Below are 21,440 nucleotides of genomic sequence, written 5' to 3' on the forward strand. Positions count from 1 at the left end.
AAGCAACTATTGGTCCTTATCCTTCTCTGCCTTTCTTTCAGCTCGTTTTTTAATTCGTTCAGCTTTTTTACTAGATATAGGCTCTTTCATCGGTTTTACTGGAACAATACCTAATCCTACGGTTTCCCTTATGCCTATAAAAACACTCTTCCACATCAGGTTAAAAAATGAGGCTTGCGGAACTCTAGTGAAAGTAATATTAGCCACTCTTAACGGTTCGTCTTTTGTAGGATTATCATTTTTAATTAAAATCGTATTTGCTAAAAATGATAATAAACCTTTCTTCTCCTTTACCCCGTTTTCATCTTCTTTTAAAAGATTTACTTTTAAATCGTTATAGGCAAATTTTACAACGCCAGCGCTACCTCTTTCATTGGCATTTATTGTAAAATCAACACTTTTAACGCTTCCTGTATTAATAGAAACCAAACCCAACGACCTAGAAAGTGGATTTAACACTTTCAAATTAAACGGACTTACGTGTCCAACATAGCTAAATGCAGCATCTTTAGCAGTTAAATTAAAATCGATTTTAACATTCAATTTTCCTGTTCCCATCACGTAAGTAGTTAAATCTGCATAAGCGTGATTCTTTTTAGAAAGCCTCAAAGAATCATTGGTGATATTCAAAATTTTTCCACTCAAATTCTCCAAGCGTAAAGTACCAAGTTCCTTAGTTTGTGGATTATATTCTGTATAAGCAATATCAACTTTATTTAAGGTCAAGGTATCAATCAAAGTTTCAATACCTAATCTTTTTAATGCATTGTGCGGATAATTTCTCCCTTTATCAAAACTCGCAGGTGGCAATTGCCTGTTTAAAAATACAGCAACCTTTGCAGGACCAATGTTCAATCTTTTAGCGTGTAAATTTCCATCATTATTTAAAGAGATAAAGTCAATTCCACTAAAGCTCAATTCATCAAATTTTAAATCGTAACGGTCTTTTTGAGTATTATATTTCCTACTAAAAGCCAAGTCTGGATACATCGGAATAAGTTGAACACCAACAACTCTCAATGTTTTTTTATTTAAGGAACCTCTTACGGTATCCACCTTGATGGTGTACATTTTATCTGCTGTTAGCGAACGATAATCGGCCATCGCAAAAGCAATATCTTTAGCGTGAAAGACCCTTGTTGTATCAAATTGAGCTAGTGAATCTATCAAGACATCTTTCACATTTATACTCAAATGTTTAACAGCATTCAACTTTTTTGGACCGTTATAGTAATCAAAATCAGCATCAATTACTTTGATATTTAAAACCCGAATGGATTTTAATGACTTTGAAATTTGCTGGTACAAAGTTCTATCATCTTTAACCGTATCCGTTCTTTTAGGCACTTTATGATAAACCATATCAATGGATGGATTATCCAAAATAATATCATTCATGATGATTTCTTTATTGAGATATGCCTTCAAAACACTTACTCGTTTCAAGTTTAAATGGGCTAACTTAATTCTAAATAAATGTGTTGGCGCTCTTTTTATCGCTTTTAGCTGATTAAAAACTGAAGTATCTGGTGTTAATTTAATGCTATCTAAAACAACTGTTCCTGTAACAAGATTCAAATGAATATCTTGGAAATCAATTTTATATAAATGATTAGAACCTTCATAAACGCCTTCCTTAATTTTTTCTGTTAGCAGCGGTTTCCATTTGGCACTAAAGTAAATGGCAACTCCTCCAATTAAAAGAATAAGCGTTAACAAAATACCTCCTGCCCGAGTAAGTATTTTTTTTGTGTTGCGTTTTTTAGCTGGCATAAGATGATTTACGTAATAACGAGAAAACCAGTTCTATTGTTTGAATTTTGTAAGGAGAGTTATTTTTGATGCTGACAATTTGTCATTTATAAATTATATTTTGTATTTTTGAAACCCAATTTAGATGAGTGGAAGGTTGGGAGTTTACAGGTTTTAGACTTGTTCTCTTAACTCAAAACTCATAACTCACAACTTAATATGATTGATTTACAGCTTACGGATAAGAAACACGATGAAGAGCGCCAAGGAGAGGCTTTAGTTTTAGAAAACCTAAAAAAAAGCGACGGTAGAAAACTGTACATTGAAAGTTATGGTTGCCAAATGAATTTTGCAGATAGTGAAATCGTTGCATCTATTTTAGCAGATACAGGTTTTGAAACTACTGGAGATTATCATCAAGCAGATGTTATCTTCATCAATACTTGTTCTATTCGCGAAAACGCCGAAACTCGTGTTCGTAATCGCTTATCGCAATTCGGCGTAGAGAAAAGAAGAAATCCGAAATTAATTGTTGGTGTTTTAGGCTGCATGGCCGAACGTTTAAAAGCTAAATTTTTAGAAGAAGAAAAATTAGTTGATGTGGTTGTTGGTCCAGATGCATATCGCGATTTGCCAGGCTTAATTAGTCAGGTAGAAGAAGGGCATAAAGCCGTAAACGTAATTTTATCTCGTGAAGAAACGTATGCAGATGTTAGTCCGGTTCGTTTAAACAGCAACGGCATTACTGCTTTTGTAACCATTATGCGTGGTTGCGATAACATGTGTTCTTTCTGTGTTGTGCCATTTACACGTGGTCGTGAGCGTAGTAGAGACCCATTTTCTATCATTAACGAATGTAGAGATTTGTTCGAAAATGGCTATCGCGAAGTTACTTTGTTAGGTCAAAACGTAGATTCTTACCATTGGACAAAGCCAAAAGCTGACCAAGCTGTAGCCAATGATTTGGCCGATGAAATGAACACCTTAACTGGAGATGCTTTATTAGAAGCTTTAACTAATAAAACAGATTTACCAGGAACACGCAGAGATGAAAATGCAATTGCAGAAGAAGGCTCTATGAATTTTGCACAATTATTAGCTTTAGTAGCAGAGATTAGTCCAGAATTACGAGTGCGTTTTTCTACATCGCATCCAAAAGACATTACTGATGAAGTTTTATATACCATAGCTAAATACGATAACATTTGCAATTACATTCACTTGCCTGTTCAATCTGGTAATTCGAGGATTTTGGCTCTAATGAATCGTACTTATACCCGCGAATGGTACATGAACAGAATTGATGCCATCCGCAGAATTATTCCAGGTTGTGCCATCTCGGCGGATATCATCGCAGGTTTCTGCACCGAAACAGAAGAGGAACACCAAGATACGTTGAGCATTATGGATTATGCGAGATACAATTTTGCTTATACTTTCTCTTACTCAGAACGCCCAGGAACTTTAGCTGCACGTAAATATACAGATGATGTTCCAGAAGATGTTAAAGCCCGTAGATTGGCAGAAATATTCAAGAAACAACAAGAAGACTCACTGGCTTGTTTAGAAGATTTTGTTGGCAAAACAGTTAAGGTTTTAATTGAAGGTTACTCTAAAAAGTCAGACAAGGAATATAGAGGCCGTAATGACGAAAATGCAATGGTTGTTTTCCCTGTTTCAGATTTGGTAAAACCAGGAGACTATGCAAATGTTTATGTGGAGAGGTGTACATCGGCTACTTTGTTGGGAAAAATTGTTTAATTAAGGTTGAAGGTAGAGGGTTAAAAGGTGGAAGGTTTAAAATCTCACATCTCAATACCCACATCTCAATACTCAATACCAAAAAATGGATATACAAGATATAAAAAATAGGTTCGGGATAATTGGTGGTTCGCCGCTGTTAAACCGTGCTATAGATACTGCCAGACAAGTTGCCCCTACCGATATGTCGGTATTAATTACTGGAGAAAGTGGTAGTGGTAAGGAAGTTTTTTCTCACATCATCCATCAAATGAGCACTCGTAAACACGGTGCTTTTATCGCGGTAAACTGTGGTGCAATTCCAGAAGGAACTATAGATTCAGAATTATTTGGACATGAAAAAGGCTCTTTTACTGGCGCACATGAAGCTCGTAAAGGTTACTTTGAAGTTGCTAATGGCGGAACGATATTTTTGGATGAGGTGGCAGAATTACCACTAGGAACACAAGCTCGTTTGTTACGTATTTTAGAAAGTGGTGAGTATTTACGTGTAGGTTCTTCTAAAGTTCAAAAAACAGATGTACGTATTATTGCAGCAACAAATGTTGACGTTTATAACCGCGTAAAATCTGGCAAATTTCGCGAAGATTTATACTACAGGCTAAACACTGTGCCTTTGCGCATTCCTGCTTTGCACGAGCGTAAAGAAGATATTTATTTGTTGTTCCGTAAGTTCTCTGCAGATTTTAGCGATAAATACCGCAGTCCTGGCATTCAGTTAGAACCAGAAGCTATTCAGATTTTAAGTAATTACAGCTGGCCAGGAAATGTGAGGCAGCTGAAAAATATTGCAGAGCAAATTTGCGTTTTAGAGAAAGATAGAAATGTTAGCGGACAGGCTTTGTTAAATTATATTCCAAACGAGCAAGGAAGTAATTTACCGATGACGCTTAATGGAAACAGCAAGGAAGATTTTTCTGAAAGAGATATTTTGTACAAGGTTCTTTTTGACATGAAAAAGGACATGATGGAGTTAAAAAAATTGGTAGCAGAGATTATTCAAAATGGTGGTAATACATCGCATATCATGGCAGATAATCCTCAATTTATTAATCAGCTATATCAAGAAGCTGATATGCCTAATAATAATGAGCCGACCTTAACAATTAAACATCCATCGCAAAATGCACCAACAGAATACAACTATGCACATGATGCCGAGGAAGTTGAAGAATCATTATCATTAATTGATAAAGAATCTGATTTAATTAAAAAAGCACTCAAAAAACATAAAGGCAAACGCAAATTTGCAGCACAAGAATTGGGCATTTCAGAACGTACGCTTTATCGCAAAATAAAAGAGCTTAACCTATAAAAAACCATGAAGAAAATCATATTGTTTTTAGCAGTTGTTATTTCACTAAGCGGATGTTATACATTTAAAGGGGCTTCTATTCCACCTGAAATGAAAACCGTTAATATTACACTTTTCGAAAATAAAGCTCCTCTAGTTATCCCAACTTTAAGTAATGATTTTACCGAATCCTTGAAATTATACATCCGTAATCAAAGTAGTTTAACTACTACACAACAGCAAGAGGCAGATGCAAGCTTTAGTGGTGAAATTACAGGTTATGACATAAAGCCTATTTCAATTCAGGACAATACCAGACCAGTTGCTGGTGCCAACCGTTTAACCATAACTGTCAGGGTTAAATATATCAATAACATTAAAGACCATGAAAAAGAAGGCTTTGATGAAAGTTTTACAGCCTTTACAGATTTTTCGTTGGCAGGTCAATCTTTGCAATCCATTCAAGATAAATTGATTAAGGAAGTAAACGTAAAGCTTACCGAAAATATATTTAATCGTGCTTTCGCACAATGGTAACAATATCACATTTCAATTATTAACTTAGCGGCATGGAGCTAAATCTACATACAAAACAACACCTCGCAAATTTATTGGCAAAACCAGCAATGGTTTCGTCAGCAGATGCTGATTTGTTGTCAGATTTAGTTAAAAAATATCCTTATTATCAGCCGTTACATTTATTGTTAGCGAAAGCCAACGAGAACGATTCAACCTTAGCCACTGCAGCTTTATACAATGGAGGTGCTCTGTTGCATCAAGTAATTCATCAGCCAGAAGGTTTAGTGAGCAGTAAATTAAATTTTGCTGTTGGCGCCATCAAGGCGGATGAAAACCAAACCTACGAGCAAATAGAAAGCGCTGAAGATTTAGAAGCGACCGAAACTTTAACGGATGAGCAAGAAACTTTCGAGGAAATTGCTGAGATTGAGGTTGACAACAAGGCTGAGATTGAGAGCAAGGTTGAGGATGAAGATGAAGTTTATGAAGAGATTGCAGAATTAAACATCCCTGCAGCAGTAGAAACTGAAAAAGAAGAAGAAGTTTTTGATGAAATAGCTGAGGTTGATACCATTGCTTTTGCTCCTATAGAGCCTAAGGTTGAGGATGAGGTTAAAACCAATAACGAGATCGTAGAAGAAACTTTACCTGATGAATTAGCCATTGAAAGCATTGTAGCGTCAGACTTTTTTGCATTCGAGAAGAGCTTTACTACTGAAATTTCTGAAACACCGAAAAACGAGACTAAAGTATTTACGCATCCAGAAGAGTACGACCAAGAAGCAGAAGCGCAAACGGTTAGTAAATATGATGATGATAAACTGCCTTATACTTTTTTATGGTGGTTAGCAAAAACACGTAAGGAGCATGAGCAGATTTTTCAACCTTATGTTACGCCAAAAAAAGGCAGTAACACACCTGCTGCTACGGGTGAATTACAGCAACAATATGTAGAGCATATCTTCCATTTGCAAACGCCATTTAACGTTGCCGATGAAGCAAGCAAAGGTCCGTTAAATAAACAAGTTGCACATAAAGGAGCAGATATTATAGATTCGTTCATTAAAAACGAACCACAAATAAGACCACCAAAGGCCGAGCAAATTAATAATGAGAACAAGGCAAAGAAAAGTGCTGAAGATCATAATGATTTAGTTTCAGAAACTTTGGCGGCAATTTATATCGAGCAAACGCTTTATCACAAGGCTATAGATACTTATGAAAAATTAAGTTTGAAATTTCCAGAAAAAAGCCGTTACTTTGCCGACCTTATTCAATCTTTAGAAAAGAAAATTTAACAACATAAAATACCATGGTAACCTTTTTAATCATTTTATTAATTATTTTTTGCATCGCATTAGGTGGATTTGTTTTAATACAAAACCCAAAAGGTGGTGGTTTGGCTACTGGCGGTTCTGGTAGTAACATGTTTGGTGTACAACGTACTGGTGACGTTTTAGAAAAAGGAACATGGGTATTGTTAACCTTAATTGTAGTTTGTTCATTAGCAATTACCACTGTTGGTAAATCTGGTAGTGGTGCATCTGCAGGCGCTTCTAAAATTGACGATAAAATTAGCAAACAGGCTAATCCATCTATTTTAGGCGGTGGCAATAAAACTGCTCCACCAGCTGCAACTCCTGCAAAAGCTGGAGATACAACTAAAAAGTAATTTCTTAAACACGAGATATTGAAAACTCTTAAGCGAAAGCTTAGGAGTTTTTTTGTTTTAGAGTAGTTCGTCATTTCGACAACAAGAGAAATCTATCGGAAGCCTCATTTTTTGCAATTCTTAAATTAATACGTCATTGCCAGCTCGACTGGCAATCGTAATGCTGTGGCAGGCTTAATTGGAAATACTAGAAATCTGGCCCGTCGTTTCTAAAATTCAGGAGCCATAGTACACAGCATGCAATTTGCTGCCACTAAATTTAGGTTTGCCACACTCACAAAATAGTCCAGAAGTTCTTATTTAGTATTCCATCTAAGGCATCAGCTCAATGGATTATTAAACGAATAAGGTTTCATATAGAAAACGATACCTTTCGAATAGAATTTGATAGTGTTCATCCTTAAAACTTGTGGTTAGGTTTAATTTTTTGTATAATTAATAACCTAAAAACAAACATAAACTATGAAGAAACTTTTTACCCCCCCCTCAAAAAATTTAACTTTTGGTTAATTTTAAGCTTATCTATGCTGCTTCTTGTCAATTCTTGCAGAAAAGATAAAAGCCAAAACCTACCCTTATCTAAAACAGAATTAATCGCAGAAGCTCAAAGTTATTTCAAGGATGAAATTGTAAATCTACCTCAACTTAATGACAACAATTTAAGGCACTCGTTGGACAAGACTCCTTTATGGGACAAGGCAAGTACCAGAAAAATTTCTATTGGAGATGCCGTAATTGTACCCATTAGTTATGAGCAAAAAATAAAGATTGGTTATGAAGATAGTAAAGACGAGAAGGAATTGGAAAAAACCAGCTACCTAATGCTATACAGGGACAAGGAACAAAAAATGCAGGCTGAATGGGTAACCCTTTTGCCAACAGCCACATCAAATGGCAAAAAATTCGTTGGCACTTTGATTATTGAGCAATGGAATGGCAAATTTAAGCGAGGATATGCTATTGGAGATGATGAAGAGATTTTCTCTATTGAACCATCAGGTGAACAAATTTTTAAGAAGATTGCATATAAACGAAGGGAATATTGTTTTACCATTAACCATTATGGGTATATTCGTGTTGGTGGGTATAACGGACCTCAACAATTGCTAGGCTCAGAAAGTTTTTGCTCTGGCACAGCTAATAATGGAGAAACACAAAAAACCTATGGAAGTAGTGAAGGAGGAGGTGGAGGTCCAGAAGATTATACTTATACCATAGATTGTAATTATGCAATAAATGGAACTGCTACTTGGAATACAGATTGCCAAACTTGCATTGGGGGTAATACTGGGATAACTGCTTGTGCTGACATCAAAAATCAACTTGACAGCTTCCCTTGTGCAAAAGCACTTGTTAACCAAATGTCTTCATTAAATAGTGATATTTCAAATTTGATTAATCAAGCATTTAACAAAAATGATAAAACAAATTTAGTCTTCAAACCAGGAATGAATCTTGCAGGGACAGCTATAGATGGTCAGTATACTGGTGTCAATAAATCTGGTGATAAGTCTTTTATAATATTAATTTAAATCCTGATATGCTAACTAAAGCAAGTAAGGAGTATATAATATCAGTATTATATCATGAAGCTTTGCATGCCTATCTTGCTCAAAAGAAAATTGAGCTTAGTGAAACGGAGTTTAATACTCAATTTAGTGGTATGTTAGTAAATGGAGGAAGGCTTATAGGAGTTCAAGACCCTGATCATTGGCCAATGGGATATACTAGGTTTGTAAATGGCATTAGAGATGTAATTCTTGCATTTAACCCTAACTTCGGCTCTACTAGAGCCTCGGCATTAGCAGTAGCGGGAATATTACCGTTAAACAATGCACAATGGACTATTTTACAGCAGGAATTAAATACCTCTAAGCCAGGCTTTCAAGGCACAAAATGTCCATAACAAAATCAAAAGTCAATTTTAAATCATCAAAATTAAAGAAGAACATAAATCATATTATGTTATCATCATTAAAAAACAAACCTTTTAAATAATACTCGGATGAAAAAATTCCCTTTTTTAATAGGCTTCTTAAGCTTTATGTCTACCTTAACATTTTGTCAAAAAACCAAACAGGTAGATTTGTCAACCTCTATTTATAATGTATTGTTTGAAAGCAATATAAAAATAAAGGATAGCTTAATTATTTACGCCCTCAACTTTCAACTTGAGATAATCAAAAATGGAGAAAAGACATTAGTTAATCAAATTACGGCAAACGATAGCCTTGCATTTACTTTATTCCCATCATACAAAAAATTAAAGTCTATAAATTTTACTTCGTTAATGAATGGCAGAAAGAAAATTAGATTGATTATTCCAATTTTAATCTATGGCAGCTCATCTGGGGAAAAAAAACATTTGGACAGTGAAGGAAGACCTTTAATAAACCTAGAATCTGCTGCGAATGCAGCTTATTCCTTATATAGCCCTTCTAAATTCAACAATTTACACAATGCAAACTTAAATTTATTACATAGACTATATCAACAAAATAAGGTATTTAAAGAGGAGGCATTTTGGGAAGCTACAACTATGAATCCTATAGTCTATGAAATTGGTAACATTAAGTAATGCAAACGCAAGCTGTTCGAGATGTTATGAAATGCATCTCGAACTTCTTATCAATGAGATTTGTAATCCCATATTGGAAAATCAACAACCAGACTTTCTAACTATAAACAGATATTATGCTTTATACAATCGCTAATGCTGTGTCAATAGTTTTCTGCAAGGCTGTAATTATAACCTCTTTATAGGCGTTGAAATTTTGCTCAACCTCTGGTTGGTGTTATCACCAACCAGATTTTTATAGCCCAACATTACAAAATCGCTAAAGCTGTACTAATTGTTTTCTGTAGCGCAGTAATTATAACCTCTTTATACGCGTTGAAATTTTGTTCTTTGCTTTCATCTGAATCACTTTCTTTCAACGTTTTCTTAGCCAATTTCACGGCCTGTAAGTCATCAGTATAATGACTCATGAATACTTCTGGTTCCTTATTTTTCAAAATCCTAATGGTATGAGAATACTCTTCATAAATATTCGACAGTATATCAAGACTCTTTTCATTGTAAACATTAACTCCATTTAGTTTAACCAATAGCTTTTCAAGCTTTACTCTTTCTTTTGTGTAACCCATAATTGCGGCAAAGATATGGGTAATCCCGCTAACTAATTCTATTAATAGTTTTAACGTGATAATTCACCTGTAGTTGCTGTTCGGAAGTTACTCGTCATTCCTGTTAAAACGGGAATCTTAATGAGATAAACCGACTTTTTAATTGCCCAAAACCTACTATCGCATTACGATGCCCAGTCGAACTGGGCATGACGGCAATGAGTAGACCCGTGTTTTGTCATTACCGGCCTTGATTTTTCTTTCTGCTACCTGCACAGCAACTGTCCCCACAAAAGAACCACAAGCATCTATTACATAAACCTTATTGCAACGGCATCCTTTGAGCGCAGCGAAAAGATACCTGCCTGCGGCAGGCAGGCAGTGGAAAAAAGGACTACAATTGCAGAAAAGCGATGACATTAATTTTCTGAAAATTCTCTTTGCCATGGTTGAACCACTACTTGGGTTATCACGAACTAGCTTTACTGGTAGAAAAATTAGTGGTGGATTGGTGATAACACCAACCACAAGTGAAACCAACTGTCGCATTACGATGCCCTCCCGATAGCTATCGGGACGAGCTGAGCATGACGGCAATGGTAAACTCTCTATTTAACTGCTAAGTAGTTTTTCCAATTCTGCCAGTCTGACACTTGAAATTATTTTACTAAAACCATTAACTGACAGCAAATGCAAATTTGACAAGCAAAACAGTCTTGGCACAAAAACTGATTAATCCAATTCATCGTATTATATTGCGAACTAATTCAATTACAAAAACTAAAAATAAAAGTATTTATGGCTTTAAACTTTAAACCTAATGCAGACAGAGTAGTTGTTGAAACTGCTGCTGCAGAAGAAAAAACAGCTTCAGGTATCTATATTCCTGATACCGCTAAAGAAAAACCACAACAAGGTGTTGTAGTTGCAGTTGGACCTGGTAGATATGCAGACCAAACCGGAAGTTTGATTCCTTTAAGCGTAAAAGTTGGTGATCAAGTTTTATACAGCAAATATGGTGGCACTGAAGTAACCATCGAAGGAAAAGAATATTTAATCATGAGAGATTCTGACATCCTAGGAACTCTTTAAACCAAATATAAATCATTTAAAATTAGGTATGTTTTGAGCTAGGACAATGTCTCAAATCTCAATACTCATATCTCAAATCTTAATAAAACAATGGCAAAACAAGTAAAATATAACGTTGAAGCACGTGACGCCCTGAAAAGAGGTGTTGACATTTTAGCGAATGCAGTAAAAGTAACTTTAGGTCCAAAAGGTCGTAACGTAATTATCGACAAAAAATTTGGTTCACCAGCTATCACTAAAGATGGTGTAACTGTTGCTAAAGAAATCGAATTAAAAGACCCAATTGAAAACATGGGTGCTCAAATGGTTAAAGAAGTGGCTTCTAAAACTGCAGACATTGCGGGTGATGGAACTACAACTGCTACTGTTTTAGCTCAAGCAATTATTACTACAGGTATTAAAAACGTTGCTGCTGGTGCAAATCCGATGGATTTGAAACGTGGTATCGATAAAGCTGTTTCGGCAGTTGTTTCTAACTTAAAAGAGCAATCTCAAGCTGTTGGTGACGACAACAATAAAATTAAACAAGTTGCTTCTATTTCTGCTAATAACGATGATGTTATTGGTTCATTAATTGCAGAAGCGATGAGCAAAGTTGGTAAAGACGGTGTAATTACTGTTGAAGAAGCAAAAGGTACAGAAACTGAAGTTAAAACAGTTGAAGGTATGCAATTTGATAGAGGTTATTTATCTCCATATTTTGTAACTAATGCTGATAAAATGGAAGCGGAATTAGAAAGCCCTTACATTTTAATCTACGACAAAAAAATCAGCAACATGAAAGAATTGTTGCCAGTTTTAGAAAAAACTGTTCAAACTGGTAAACCATTGGTTATCATTTCTGAAGATTTAGATGGCGAAGCTTTAGCTACTTTGGTAGTAAACAAAATCCGTGGTTCTCTGAAAGTTGTTGCTGTTAAAGCTCCAGGTTTTGGTGATAGAAGAAAAGCAATGTTAGAAGACATCGCTATCTTAACTGGCGGCATTGTTATCTCTGAAGAAAGAGGTTATAAATTAGAAAACGCTGATTTAACTTATTTAGGTTCTGCTGAGAAAGTTGTGGTAGATAAAGACAATACAACTGTAATCAATGGTGCTGGTCAATCTGAAGATATTAAAGCTCGTGTTGGTCAAATCAAAGCTCAAATAGAAACTACTACTTCAGATTACGATAAAGAAAAATTACAAGAGCGTTTAGCTAAACTTTCTGGTGGTGTTGCCGTACTTTATGTAGGTGCTGCAAGTGAAGTAGAGATGAAAGAGAAAAAAGACCGTGTTGATGATGCTTTACATGCAACTCGTGCAGCTGTAGAAGAAGGTATTGTTGCTGGTGGTGGTGTTGCATTTATTCGTGCAGTTGCTGCTTTAGCTAACTTAAAAGGTATTAACGAAGACGAAAATACTGGTATCCAAATCATTCGTCGTGCTATCGAAGAGCCATTACGTCAAATCTGTGAAAACGCAGGTATTGAAGGTTCTATCGTTGTACAAAAAGTAAAAGAAGGTTCAGCAGATTTCGGTTACAATGCTCGTACTGATGTTTACGAAAACTTAATTGGTGCTGGTGTTATCGACCCAACTAAAGTTTCTCGTGTAGCATTAGAAAACGCAGCATCTATTGCAGCAATGTTATTAACAACAGAAGTTGTTTTAGCAGATGAGCAAGAAGAAGCTGGTGCTGGTGCACATCCTCCAATGGGTGGCGGTGGCATGGGCGGAATGATGTAATTCAAGCCTAAAGACCAAAGCTGAAAGAGAAAAGTGCCTTAACTGAGCTTTAAGCTTTTTACTTTAGTCTTTTCCCTTTAAAAAATCCCTCAGAACTATACGTTTTGGGGGATTTTGCTTTTAACGACAATTTCACTAACTCAAACTTAAATTTCAGGAGATAAATGGCTATATTTGGTTACCTATTGTTTTACCGTGAAAATTTTTCGCCTCCTGTTCTTGAGCATGTTATGTGCTGTGGCATTCCCTTCGTTTGCTCAGCTAACCATTGGTACAGTAGACCCAGGCCCTTATTCACCAGGTAGTACAATTGCTGCTACATTCTCTATTAATCCATCTACCTGTATAGCGCAAGGCAATGTTTTTAGGCTTAGGCTATCGGATGCAAGTGGAAACTTTGCCCCGGGGATCGTGATAGGAACCTATAATTCTTTCTATAGTACGTTTGTAAATGGGATAATTCCTGCTGGCACACTCCCAGGTATTGGCTATAAATTAAGGATAGAATCTTCGTCTCCATCTTTAACCTCAACAGTTTCTAACTCTTTTATAATTGGAATTGGTGGTGCTGTAGAGGCAAAAATTACTTCAGCCCCCATAAGCGCAACCAATACGGAGACATTTGGCTTATGTGCAGGTAAAAACAATAATAATTTTGCATTAACTAATGAATCTACTGCTGGTAGTATAGTAAGCGCAACAATTACTAATGAAATTTCGGGAGGTGCGCCTACTGTTTTGGCATTCCCAACTCAAAATCAAATTTTTAATGCAGGATTAGCACATTACACCGTTGTAACAAAAGCCTTAATGGGAGATGGAAGAGTTGCTACCAAAGCATATTTCATTATTAATAACCAGACTGTTACCGCGTTTTCAACCAGTGGAAACAATGTGGTATGTCTTCCTCAAGGAGCACTGGAATTTAGTGTAGATTATACTGGCATAGCTGGTATTCAAAAAAACTTCCCTGGAGACACATATGTTGTAAACTGGGGTGATTTAACAACAACTACCTATACGTTATGTGATATTATCCAAAATGGCGGAAAGGTTTCACATGTCTATACTCAATCGTCTTGTGGTAATGTTTTCAGCGGATCATCTGGAACAGAATACAATGTATTTGCAGTAAATATTAGCGTAGAGAATCCTTTTTGTGGAAAAGTTGGTTCAGCAATTTCGTCAACTGCCAAGGTTATTGCTAAACCTGTAAACTCGTTTACAACAACAACCCCTTCTTGTACCAATACAGCAGTAACATTTGTTAACACATCTATACAGGGTGAGGATCCCAATACAAATTCAGCGGGTTGTACACCAAATACTGTATTTTATAATTGGTTTGTAGACGGGGTATTAGTTTGGGCAAATAGACCAATATCTGATAATTTAGTTTACACATTTACTACCAATGGCTCCCATACGGTTAGATTAGAGTCGGTAAGTTCTGGCACTTGCGATGCTGACCCATTTGATATGATTATCTGTATTCAAGATCCCCCAAAGCCATCGTTCAATCTTCCGATATCAACAATTTGTATTGGCGGATCTGTTACCCCAACAAATACCTCTATCGTTGATAATACTTGCAGTAATACCGCTACGTACTCTTGGTCGGTATCCCCTGCTACTGGAGTTACCTATGGAGGTGGAACAAGCTCATCAAGCCAACAACCCGAATTTATTTTTGGTAATACAGGTGTTTATCAAGTTACCTTAACCATAAGCACACCTTCGTGTGGGGCCGTTAGTACTTTGTCTCAAAGAGTTGTGGTTAATCAAGCTCCAACAGCCACTTTATCTCCAAATGCGGCGTTGTGCAGTGTTAACACTTATGATTTTAACCCCACAACACCAGGACCTACACGAACTTCTTTCTCTGGAACATCATTTGAATTAGCAAATACCTATACTTGGACAATTACTGGTGGAAATTATACATTTACTGGAGGCACTAATCAGAACACCAAATATCCTTCCATACAATTTCTGGATTATACAACCTATACGGTTTCAGTAACTCACACCAATAGTTGTGGAACTGTTACTGTAAATCAAACAATCTCATTTACTCCTGCCCCAACAGTTAATGCAGGAGCAGACCAGCCTATTTGTTTCAATGATATAGTTAACCTAAACGGTTCGGTAACAGGAACACCTCTAACAAGAGTTTGGGTGGGTGGTTCAGGAATTTTTAGTCCAAATAGAAATGATTTAAATGCTACCTATACACCAACTGCAGCAGAGAAAGCGGCAGGACAAGTAACCCTAACCTTAAGGGCAACCACTTCCTTGCCAGCACCCTGTGATGTTATAGACGATAATATTATCATCACGATAAAACCCCAGGTTACAGTTAATAGTGTAAACACAAAATCTATTTGCACAGGAACCAATGTTGCCTATACCCCTACTTCAGCAACTGCTGGTGCTACCTATGCTTGGACCGCAACAGGCTCAGCTAATGCTGGAGGTTTTACAGCCAATGGAAGTGGGAATATTAATGATGTTTTAACAAATAGTAGCCCTACCTTAAATGCAACAGTTACTTATACAATTACACCAACAGGCAATGGCTGTTTAGGAGTTCCATTTACCTTTACAGTTACTGTTACGCCAAATCCTATTGTTACGCCAACCGCCGCCAACCTTAACATTTGTAGTGGTCAAAGTGCTGGTATTACCTTAACATCGAATTTACCAAACACAAGATACACTTGGACAAGCATTAATTCTGTTGGAGTTTCAGGGAATAGCAATAATGCCACACCCACCGCATCATTTACCATTAATGACATCCTTGTCAATAACACAACTACTTCAGGAACTGTCGATTATACGATTACCCCAATTTCTAATGAAGGATGTCCTGGAACTCCAGTAACGATAACAATTACTGTCGAACCTGAGCCAACTGCACCAGATGCAGGGATAGATGAAAATATCTGTAATGCAACAAGTTTCACATTTAAAGGGAATCAACCTGCAATTGGTACTGGACTTTGGACACAAGTAACTACATTCCCTGGCGTAACTTTCACCAATCCGAATCAGTATAACGGGACGGCGAATGGCTTAATCGCTGGTAACACTTACATTTTTAGATGGACAATTACTGGGGCTGCTAGTTGTACTCCAAAAACTGATGATGTTTCTATTACCATCAATCCAATTTCCATAGGCGGTACAACAGCAGGATCAACCACAGTTTGTGCAGATGGCAATACTGGTGTTATTACTTTGAGTGGGCAAACTGGCAATGTATTAAGATGGGAAAGTTCTACTGATGGCGGCGTAACCTATCCTGATATAATCAATAATGCCACAACATCTTTAACGTATACCAATCTTACAACCACCACTTATTTTAGAGCAGTTGTACAAAGTGGAGCTTGCGCTACTGCTAACTCTACCCCATCAATTATCAATGTAAACCAACCAGTAAATGCGTCAAACGCGGGGCTAGATCAAGTTTTATGTAGCTCTACAACAGCCACACTAAACGGTAATTTACCAACGGCTACCAATACAGGCTTATGGACATTAACCTCTGGACAAACTGGTGTTACTTTTGTTAATGCCGCTTTGCCTAACACAATGGTTAACGGCTTAGTTGCAGGTCAGACTTATACTTTCCGTTGGACAATTTCTGGTCTGGCTCCCTGCCCACCAAGTAGTGATGATGTAGCAATTAAGATCGATCTCCCATCAAGCGGTGGCGCAACAGCTGGTAGCACCTCAGTTTGTGCGGGTAATAGCAATGCTCAAATTACAGTAAGCGGGCAAGTTGGAAACATTGTAAGATGGGAAAGCTCTACAGATAATTTTGCTACTGTTACAATCATCAATACAACACAACCTTTCATAACCTATACAAATTTAACAACAACAACTCAGTACCGAGCTGTAGTACAAAATGGAAGTTGTGCCGAAGCACTTTCCACTGTTGCAACAGTAACTGTAAATCAAGGTGCTGTAGCTGCAAATGCAGGTTTAGATCAAAACTTATGTAATGTAACTTCAACTATTCTCTCAGGAAATGACCCCTTAACAAATACAGGGTCATGGACTTTAACCTCTGGACAAGCAGGCGTTACCATTGTTAATGCAAGTCAGTTTAACACCGCAGTTAATGGCTTAGTTGCAGGTCAGACTTATACTTTCCGCTGGACAGTTTCCGGCTTAACCCCTTGTCCTGCAAGTAGTGATGATGTAGATATTAAGATTGATCTTCCTTCAAGTGGGGGTACAACAGTTGGGAGTACATCAGTTTGCGCTGGTAATAGCAATGGTCAAATTACAGTAAGTGGACAGGTTGGAAGCGTGGTGAGATGGGAAAGTTCAACTGATAATTTTGCTACGGTTACAATAATTAATACTACGCAACCTTTTATTAACTATACAAATCTGACATTAACCACCCAATACCGAGCAGTAGTAAAAAATGGAAGTTGCGGAGAGGCACTTTCAACAACAGCTACAGTAACCGTAAACCAAGGTGCTGTCGCCGCAATAGCAGGTCCAGATCAAGATCTATGTAATGTAACATCAACTATTTTAGCTGGAAATGATCCTTTAATGAATACTGGATCTTGGACTTTAATATCAGGACAAACAGGCGTTACATTTGCCAATGCTAGTCAATTCAACACCGCAGTTAATGGATTAGTTGGTGGTCAAACTTATATCTTCCGCTGGACAATTTCTGGTGTCGCACCATGCCCTGCTAGCAGCGATGATGTTATAGTTAACAATTTATCTGCACTGCAAAGTAACACCATAAATACCACAGCCACTACTAATTGTACTGGTCAGGCAATTACCTTAACAGGAAGTTTGCCAACTGGCGGAAGCGGAACTTATACTTATATTTGGCAAAGCAGCCCAACAGGCGCTGCACCTTGGACAACCATAGCAGGACAAACTACTCGTGATTTAAATATTACTGTTTCTTCAAATTTATCGTACCAAAGAATTGTAAGCAGTGGTGTGTGTTCAACAACAAGTAACATCATCACCATAATTGCCTTACCTCCTATTGCTAATAATACCATTGCCGCAGACCAAACCATTTGTTTAACAGCAACTCCAAATACAATAACAGGTTCACAACCAACTGGTGGAGATGGAACTAATTATACTTATAGTTGGGAGCAAAGTACTGATAATGGGAATACTTGGTCCGTTGTACCGAGTATTAATACGCAAACTTATAGTCCACCAGCTATTACCCAAACTACATTATACCGTCGCTTAATTGCCAGTTCAGTTTGTTCTGGTTCATCACAAAGCATAAGTAATTCTGTTAGAATAACAGTTAACTTAAATGCCAGAGCCGAGTTTACCTATACCAATGATCTAGGTTGTAATCCTTATTTAATAGATGATAATAATATCAAAGCCATTCCTTACCCTGCTCAAAATGCTACCTATACTTGGTATGCAAATGGCGTAATTATTGGTACGGGAATAACTTTCCCAGGGTATACAATTGCTACAGGCAATTCAAGTGTAGTGATAAGATTGGTTACCACTAGTAGCCTTGGTTGTCTCTCAGATGAAATGAGCCATACATTTACAACTAGGCCAAATGTTGCGGCATCTTATACGCAATCTACTGCTCAAGGTTGCGGTCCATTAGCTGTTACATTTACAAATACCACAGCTATAACAGCTGGATTTACATTTGAATGGAGAATAGACAATACGATTGTTTCCACTACAGCAGATCCAGGTACACTAACATTTCAAGCAGATCCAGCCGGCGAAGATAAAGTATATAACATCAGTTTAAAAGTTACAACACCTTGTGGTTCTAATACCGCAACTTCAACCGTAACAGTTAGACCAAGACCAGTTGCAGCATTTTTACCTTCTACAACAATTGGCTGTTCTCCTCTTGCTATAGTCTTCAAAAACACCTCACCTGGCTCTAATACATTTTATAGTTATGATTTTGATGATGGCACAACATCTCCTGCTACAACAAGCAAAGCAGATGTAAGCCATACTTTCATTACAGATGTAGTTAGAGATTTTACCGTAAAAATGACTGCAACAAATGAATGCGGAACAGATGTGAGAAGCATCGTCATTAGGGTTTCACCAAATACAATTACACCAGCACTAATTGTAAACGGAAATCAACTACGAGGCTGTGCTCCTTTTACGGTAGACTTCATTAATAATACTAAAGGTGCAAGTAGGTTTACTTATACATTTGAACCTGGAGTTGTGGTTGTAGCTAACACCGTACAAACTGAAGTTAGGCCATATACATTTATCAAGGCAGGAACTTATACCGTAACAATGGTTGCAGATAATGGCTGTTCATCGGCATCTGCCCAAGTTACCATAGTTGTAGATCCACAACCTACCATTTCATTTAAGGGAGACATCACCTCTGGTTGCAAGGGATTAACTGTTAAATTTACCAAAACCAGTACTGATGCCGTAAGTTATCTCTGGGACTTTGGAGATGGCAATACTTCAAACGCTGCCGAACCAACCTATATTTATAATAGTCCTGCAGGACGATATGATGTAACCTTAACTGCTTTTAATAGTTTAGGTTGCCCAACTGTATTAAGGCTGCCAAATTACATTACAATTGTAGATCCACCCAATGCAGCATTTGCAATTTCCCCTGCAGCTGTAACCAGTATACCAAATTATACATTCAAGTTTACGGACGAGAGCACCAATGAACCCCAAACCTATAAATGGAGCTTTGGCGACGGTGATATTTCTTCACAAAGGGATCCTTCACATACTTATCGAGATACAGGAACCTATTTGGTTACCATGAGAACTTACAATGAATATGGTTGTGTAGATAGTCTTCAGAAATATGTACAAATTGTAGGTGTTCCAGGTTATGTCTATGTGCCAAATTCATTCATCCCAGGAGGAACAAGCTCCGAATTGCAAACTTTCACTGCTCTTGGCTCTGGAATTAAGAGTTGGAAAATGCAGGTGTTCAATAAATGGGGACAAGTACTTTGGGAAACTACTAAACTAAACGATGGCAAACCAGTTGAGGGTTGGGATGGAAATTATAAAGGCGTTCCACAACCGCAGGGAATTTATTTCTGGAAAATTGATGTAGTGCTTGTCAACGGAACAGAGTGGAAAGGTATGACTTTTGGCAAATCAGCTCCAAAGCGAACGGGCGAAATATATTTAATTAGATGATGAAAAGGATTTTAGCGGCGATTTTTGTTTTTTGCTTGAGCTTTGGGTTTTTAATTACTAAGGCTCAAGACCATGTATTTTCTCAATTTTTTAACGCTCCTATCTATCTAAACCCATCGCTTACTGGCCAATTTGACGGCGATTTAAGATTGAATATGATTTATCGAAACCAATGGAGTTCGTTAGGAGGAGATCTTTCCTACATCAATGCATCTGTTGATGTTGCTGTACCCAAACTTGCTGGTGGTGTTGGTCTATCCTTTAATAGAAGTAGCGAAGGAGTAGCCTATCTTACAAAAAACAACGTTGCCGCCACTTATTCTTATAGTGTTGGTGACGATGAATTTTTAGCCTCTTTTGGGATACAGGCTGGTTTTACCAATAGAAGCATAGATTGGCGAAAACTGGTATTTAGTGATCAATTAGATAGGAGAATAGGTTACGATCCAAGTGTGATTTCTTCTGCACAACTACCAGAAGTTTCTAACCGTTTTTTCTTTGACCCTGCAGCTGGAGTAAACTTTGTTTATCGCAATGCGATGCTTGGGGCATCAGTTTATCACATTAATAGACCAGACGAATCTTTTAGCGGTACACAAGCAAGGCTACCAGCCAGATTTGTAATTAATGCTAGTTTTAAAATGCCATTAAGTTATAATTACAACTATATGGAAGACGAAGGCGCTTTCTTAATACCTTCAGTGGTTTATTACAAACAAGGTAACGTTAGCTCAATCAGTGCAGGTGCGCAATTTAAATACAGGGGTTTTAATGCTGGCGCTTGGTACAGGACCAACCAACAAGGTGGTTCAGATGCCTTTGTGCTTTCGCTCATTGTAGATGTGTTCCTCCAACGCAGGGATACCGAGAAAATAAGATTTGGCGTAAGTCATGATGCTACTACTTCTAAAATCAATTATACCAATACAAGCGGTACAACAGAAGGTAGCATCGGCTACGAAAAATATTGGGCAAACAGTACGAGAACTAAAAAGTATAACGGCTTAAGGTGTTCTGCATTTTACTAATGTTGGTTATCGATTTGAAAAACAATGGCAGCATTTCCTAGCTACTGAAGCCCCGCCAAACGCTACAATCTTTTGTTATCCGTCATTTCGACGTAAGGAGAAATCTGTGCGTTAGTCGTTATTAACTCACTAATCCATAAGGCAAAAAACAAAAGTATTTCCCCTTATGTCGGGTTTAAATAACAAAGGCAGCGTTCCAAAAGCGTGGAGCTTTAAAAAATTTCCAAATAAATTTGCGTAGTCAAATGACTTCATATATATTTGTAGTCAA

Annotated in this window: 14 protein-coding genes; 12 read left to right on the forward strand and 2 right to left on the reverse strand. The window is 37.2% G+C overall.

Features of this window, described 5'->3' with window-relative positions; translation table 11 throughout:
* Window positions 1-6 precede the first annotated feature (6 nt).
* Entirely contained in the window at window positions 7-1,773 is a 1,767-nt protein-coding gene (locus R2Q59_RS12355) for a hypothetical protein (protein WP_316785714.1), read from the reverse strand.
* Between the two features lie 198 nt (window positions 1,774-1,971).
* Between R2Q59_RS12355 and R2Q59_RS12360 the strand changes: the two genes are divergently transcribed.
* The 8 genes from R2Q59_RS12360 to R2Q59_RS12395 all read left to right on the forward strand — a co-directional run bounded on the left by R2Q59_RS12360 (window position 1,972) and on the right by R2Q59_RS12395 (window position 9,576).
* Entirely contained in the window at window positions 1,972-3,513 is a 1,542-nt protein-coding gene (locus R2Q59_RS12360) for a MiaB/RimO family radical SAM methylthiotransferase (protein ID WP_316785715.1), read from the forward strand.
* 85 nt (window positions 3,514-3,598) lie between these two features.
* The gene (locus R2Q59_RS12365) at window positions 3,599-4,828 is read left to right on the forward strand and encodes a sigma-54 interaction domain-containing protein (RefSeq protein WP_316785716.1); all 1,230 of its coding nucleotides are present in this window, start codon (window positions 3,599-3,601) and stop codon (window positions 4,826-4,828) included.
* Window positions 4,829-4,834: 6 nt separating this feature from the next.
* A complete protein-coding gene (locus R2Q59_RS12370; protein ID WP_316769369.1) occupies window positions 4,835-5,344 on the forward strand; it encodes an LptE family protein in 510 nt (169 codons plus the stop codon).
* Window positions 5,345-5,376: 32 nt separating this feature from the next.
* A complete protein-coding gene (locus R2Q59_RS12375) occupies window positions 5,377-6,624 on the forward strand; it encodes a hypothetical protein (protein WP_316769371.1) in 1,248 nt (415 codons plus the stop codon).
* A gap of 14 nt (window positions 6,625-6,638) precedes the next feature.
* Entirely contained in the window at window positions 6,639-6,998 is a 360-nt protein-coding gene (gene secG, locus R2Q59_RS12380) for a preprotein translocase subunit SecG (RefSeq protein WP_316769373.1), read from the forward strand.
* Window positions 6,999-7,522: 524 nt separating this feature from the next.
* Window positions 7,523-8,530, forward strand: coding sequence for a hypothetical protein (locus R2Q59_RS12385; protein ID WP_316785717.1), 1,008 nt, complete (start codon window positions 7,523-7,525; stop codon window positions 8,528-8,530).
* A gap of 8 nt (window positions 8,531-8,538) precedes the next feature.
* Entirely contained in the window at window positions 8,539-8,904 is a 366-nt protein-coding gene (locus R2Q59_RS12390) for a hypothetical protein (RefSeq protein WP_316785718.1), read from the forward strand.
* 99 nt (window positions 8,905-9,003) lie between these two features.
* On the forward strand, window positions 9,004-9,576 hold the full coding sequence (locus tag R2Q59_RS12395; RefSeq protein WP_316785719.1) for a hypothetical protein: 573 nt from the start codon (window positions 9,004-9,006) through the stop codon (window positions 9,574-9,576).
* Between the two features lie 248 nt (window positions 9,577-9,824).
* Here the strand turns inward: R2Q59_RS12395 and R2Q59_RS12400 are convergent, their stop codons facing one another.
* A complete protein-coding gene (locus tag R2Q59_RS12400; RefSeq protein WP_316785720.1) occupies window positions 9,825-10,145 on the reverse strand; it encodes a hypothetical protein in 321 nt (106 codons plus the stop codon).
* 777 nt (window positions 10,146-10,922) lie between these two features.
* Here R2Q59_RS12400 and groES point away from each other — a divergent pair.
* From groES to R2Q59_RS12420, 4 genes are all read left to right on the forward strand, one after another.
* Window positions 10,923-11,216: a co-chaperone GroES gene (gene groES, locus R2Q59_RS12405; RefSeq protein ID WP_316769383.1), complete on the forward strand. Its 294-nt coding sequence runs from the start codon at window positions 10,923-10,925 to the stop codon at window positions 11,214-11,216.
* Window positions 11,217-11,306: 90 nt separating this feature from the next.
* Window positions 11,307-12,944: a chaperonin GroEL gene (groL, locus tag R2Q59_RS12410; protein ID WP_316785721.1), complete on the forward strand. Its 1,638-nt coding sequence runs from the start codon at window positions 11,307-11,309 to the stop codon at window positions 12,942-12,944.
* Between the two features lie 195 nt (window positions 12,945-13,139).
* Window positions 13,140-20,141: a PKD domain-containing protein gene (locus R2Q59_RS12415; RefSeq protein ID WP_316785722.1), complete on the forward strand. Its 7,002-nt coding sequence runs from the start codon at window positions 13,140-13,142 to the stop codon at window positions 20,139-20,141.
* Window positions 20,138-21,169 (forward strand): PorP/SprF family type IX secretion system membrane protein, encoded by a 1,032-nt coding sequence (locus tag R2Q59_RS12420; protein ID WP_316785723.1) that lies wholly within the window; start codon window positions 20,138-20,140, stop codon window positions 21,167-21,169. The genes R2Q59_RS12415 and R2Q59_RS12420 overlap by 4 nt, the downstream gene beginning before the upstream one ends.
* Window positions 21,170-21,440 lie beyond the last annotated feature (271 nt).

Origin of the sequence: Pedobacter frigiditerrae, from assembly GCF_032678705.1 — a bacterium.
GTDB classification, from domain to species: domain Bacteria; phylum Bacteroidota; class Bacteroidia; order Sphingobacteriales; family Sphingobacteriaceae; genus Pedobacter; species Pedobacter frigiditerrae_A.

Excerpts from the sequence above, each read along its gene's own strand:
- R2Q59_RS12355 (WP_316785714.1), bottom strand. The coding sequence starts at position 1,773 with ATGCCAGCTAAAAAACGCAACACAAAAAAAATACTTACTCGGGCAGGA.
- R2Q59_RS12360 (WP_316785715.1), top strand. The coding sequence starts at position 1,972 with ATGATTGATTTACAGCTTACGGATAAGAAACACGATGAAGAGCGCCAA.
- R2Q59_RS12365 (WP_316785716.1), top strand. The coding sequence starts at position 3,599 with ATGGATATACAAGATATAAAAAATAGGTTCGGGATAATTGGTGGTTCG.
- R2Q59_RS12370 (WP_316769369.1), top strand. The coding sequence starts at position 4,835 with ATGAAGAAAATCATATTGTTTTTAGCAGTTGTTATTTCACTAAGCGGA.
- R2Q59_RS12375 (WP_316769371.1), top strand. The coding sequence starts at position 5,377 with ATGGAGCTAAATCTACATACAAAACAACACCTCGCAAATTTATTGGCA.
- secG (WP_316769373.1), top strand. The coding sequence starts at position 6,639 with ATGGTAACCTTTTTAATCATTTTATTAATTATTTTTTGCATCGCATTA.
- R2Q59_RS12385 (WP_316785717.1), top strand. The coding sequence starts at position 7,523 with ATGCTGCTTCTTGTCAATTCTTGCAGAAAAGATAAAAGCCAAAACCTA.
- R2Q59_RS12390 (WP_316785718.1), top strand. The coding sequence starts at position 8,539 with ATGCTAACTAAAGCAAGTAAGGAGTATATAATATCAGTATTATATCAT.
- R2Q59_RS12395 (WP_316785719.1), top strand. The coding sequence starts at position 9,004 with ATGAAAAAATTCCCTTTTTTAATAGGCTTCTTAAGCTTTATGTCTACC.
- R2Q59_RS12400 (WP_316785720.1), bottom strand. The coding sequence starts at position 10,145 with ATGGGTTACACAAAAGAAAGAGTAAAGCTTGAAAAGCTATTGGTTAAA.
- groES (WP_316769383.1), top strand. The coding sequence starts at position 10,923 with ATGGCTTTAAACTTTAAACCTAATGCAGACAGAGTAGTTGTTGAAACT.
- groL (WP_316785721.1), top strand. The coding sequence starts at position 11,307 with ATGGCAAAACAAGTAAAATATAACGTTGAAGCACGTGACGCCCTGAAA.
- R2Q59_RS12420 (WP_316785723.1), top strand. The coding sequence starts at position 20,138 with ATGATGAAAAGGATTTTAGCGGCGATTTTTGTTTTTTGCTTGAGCTTT.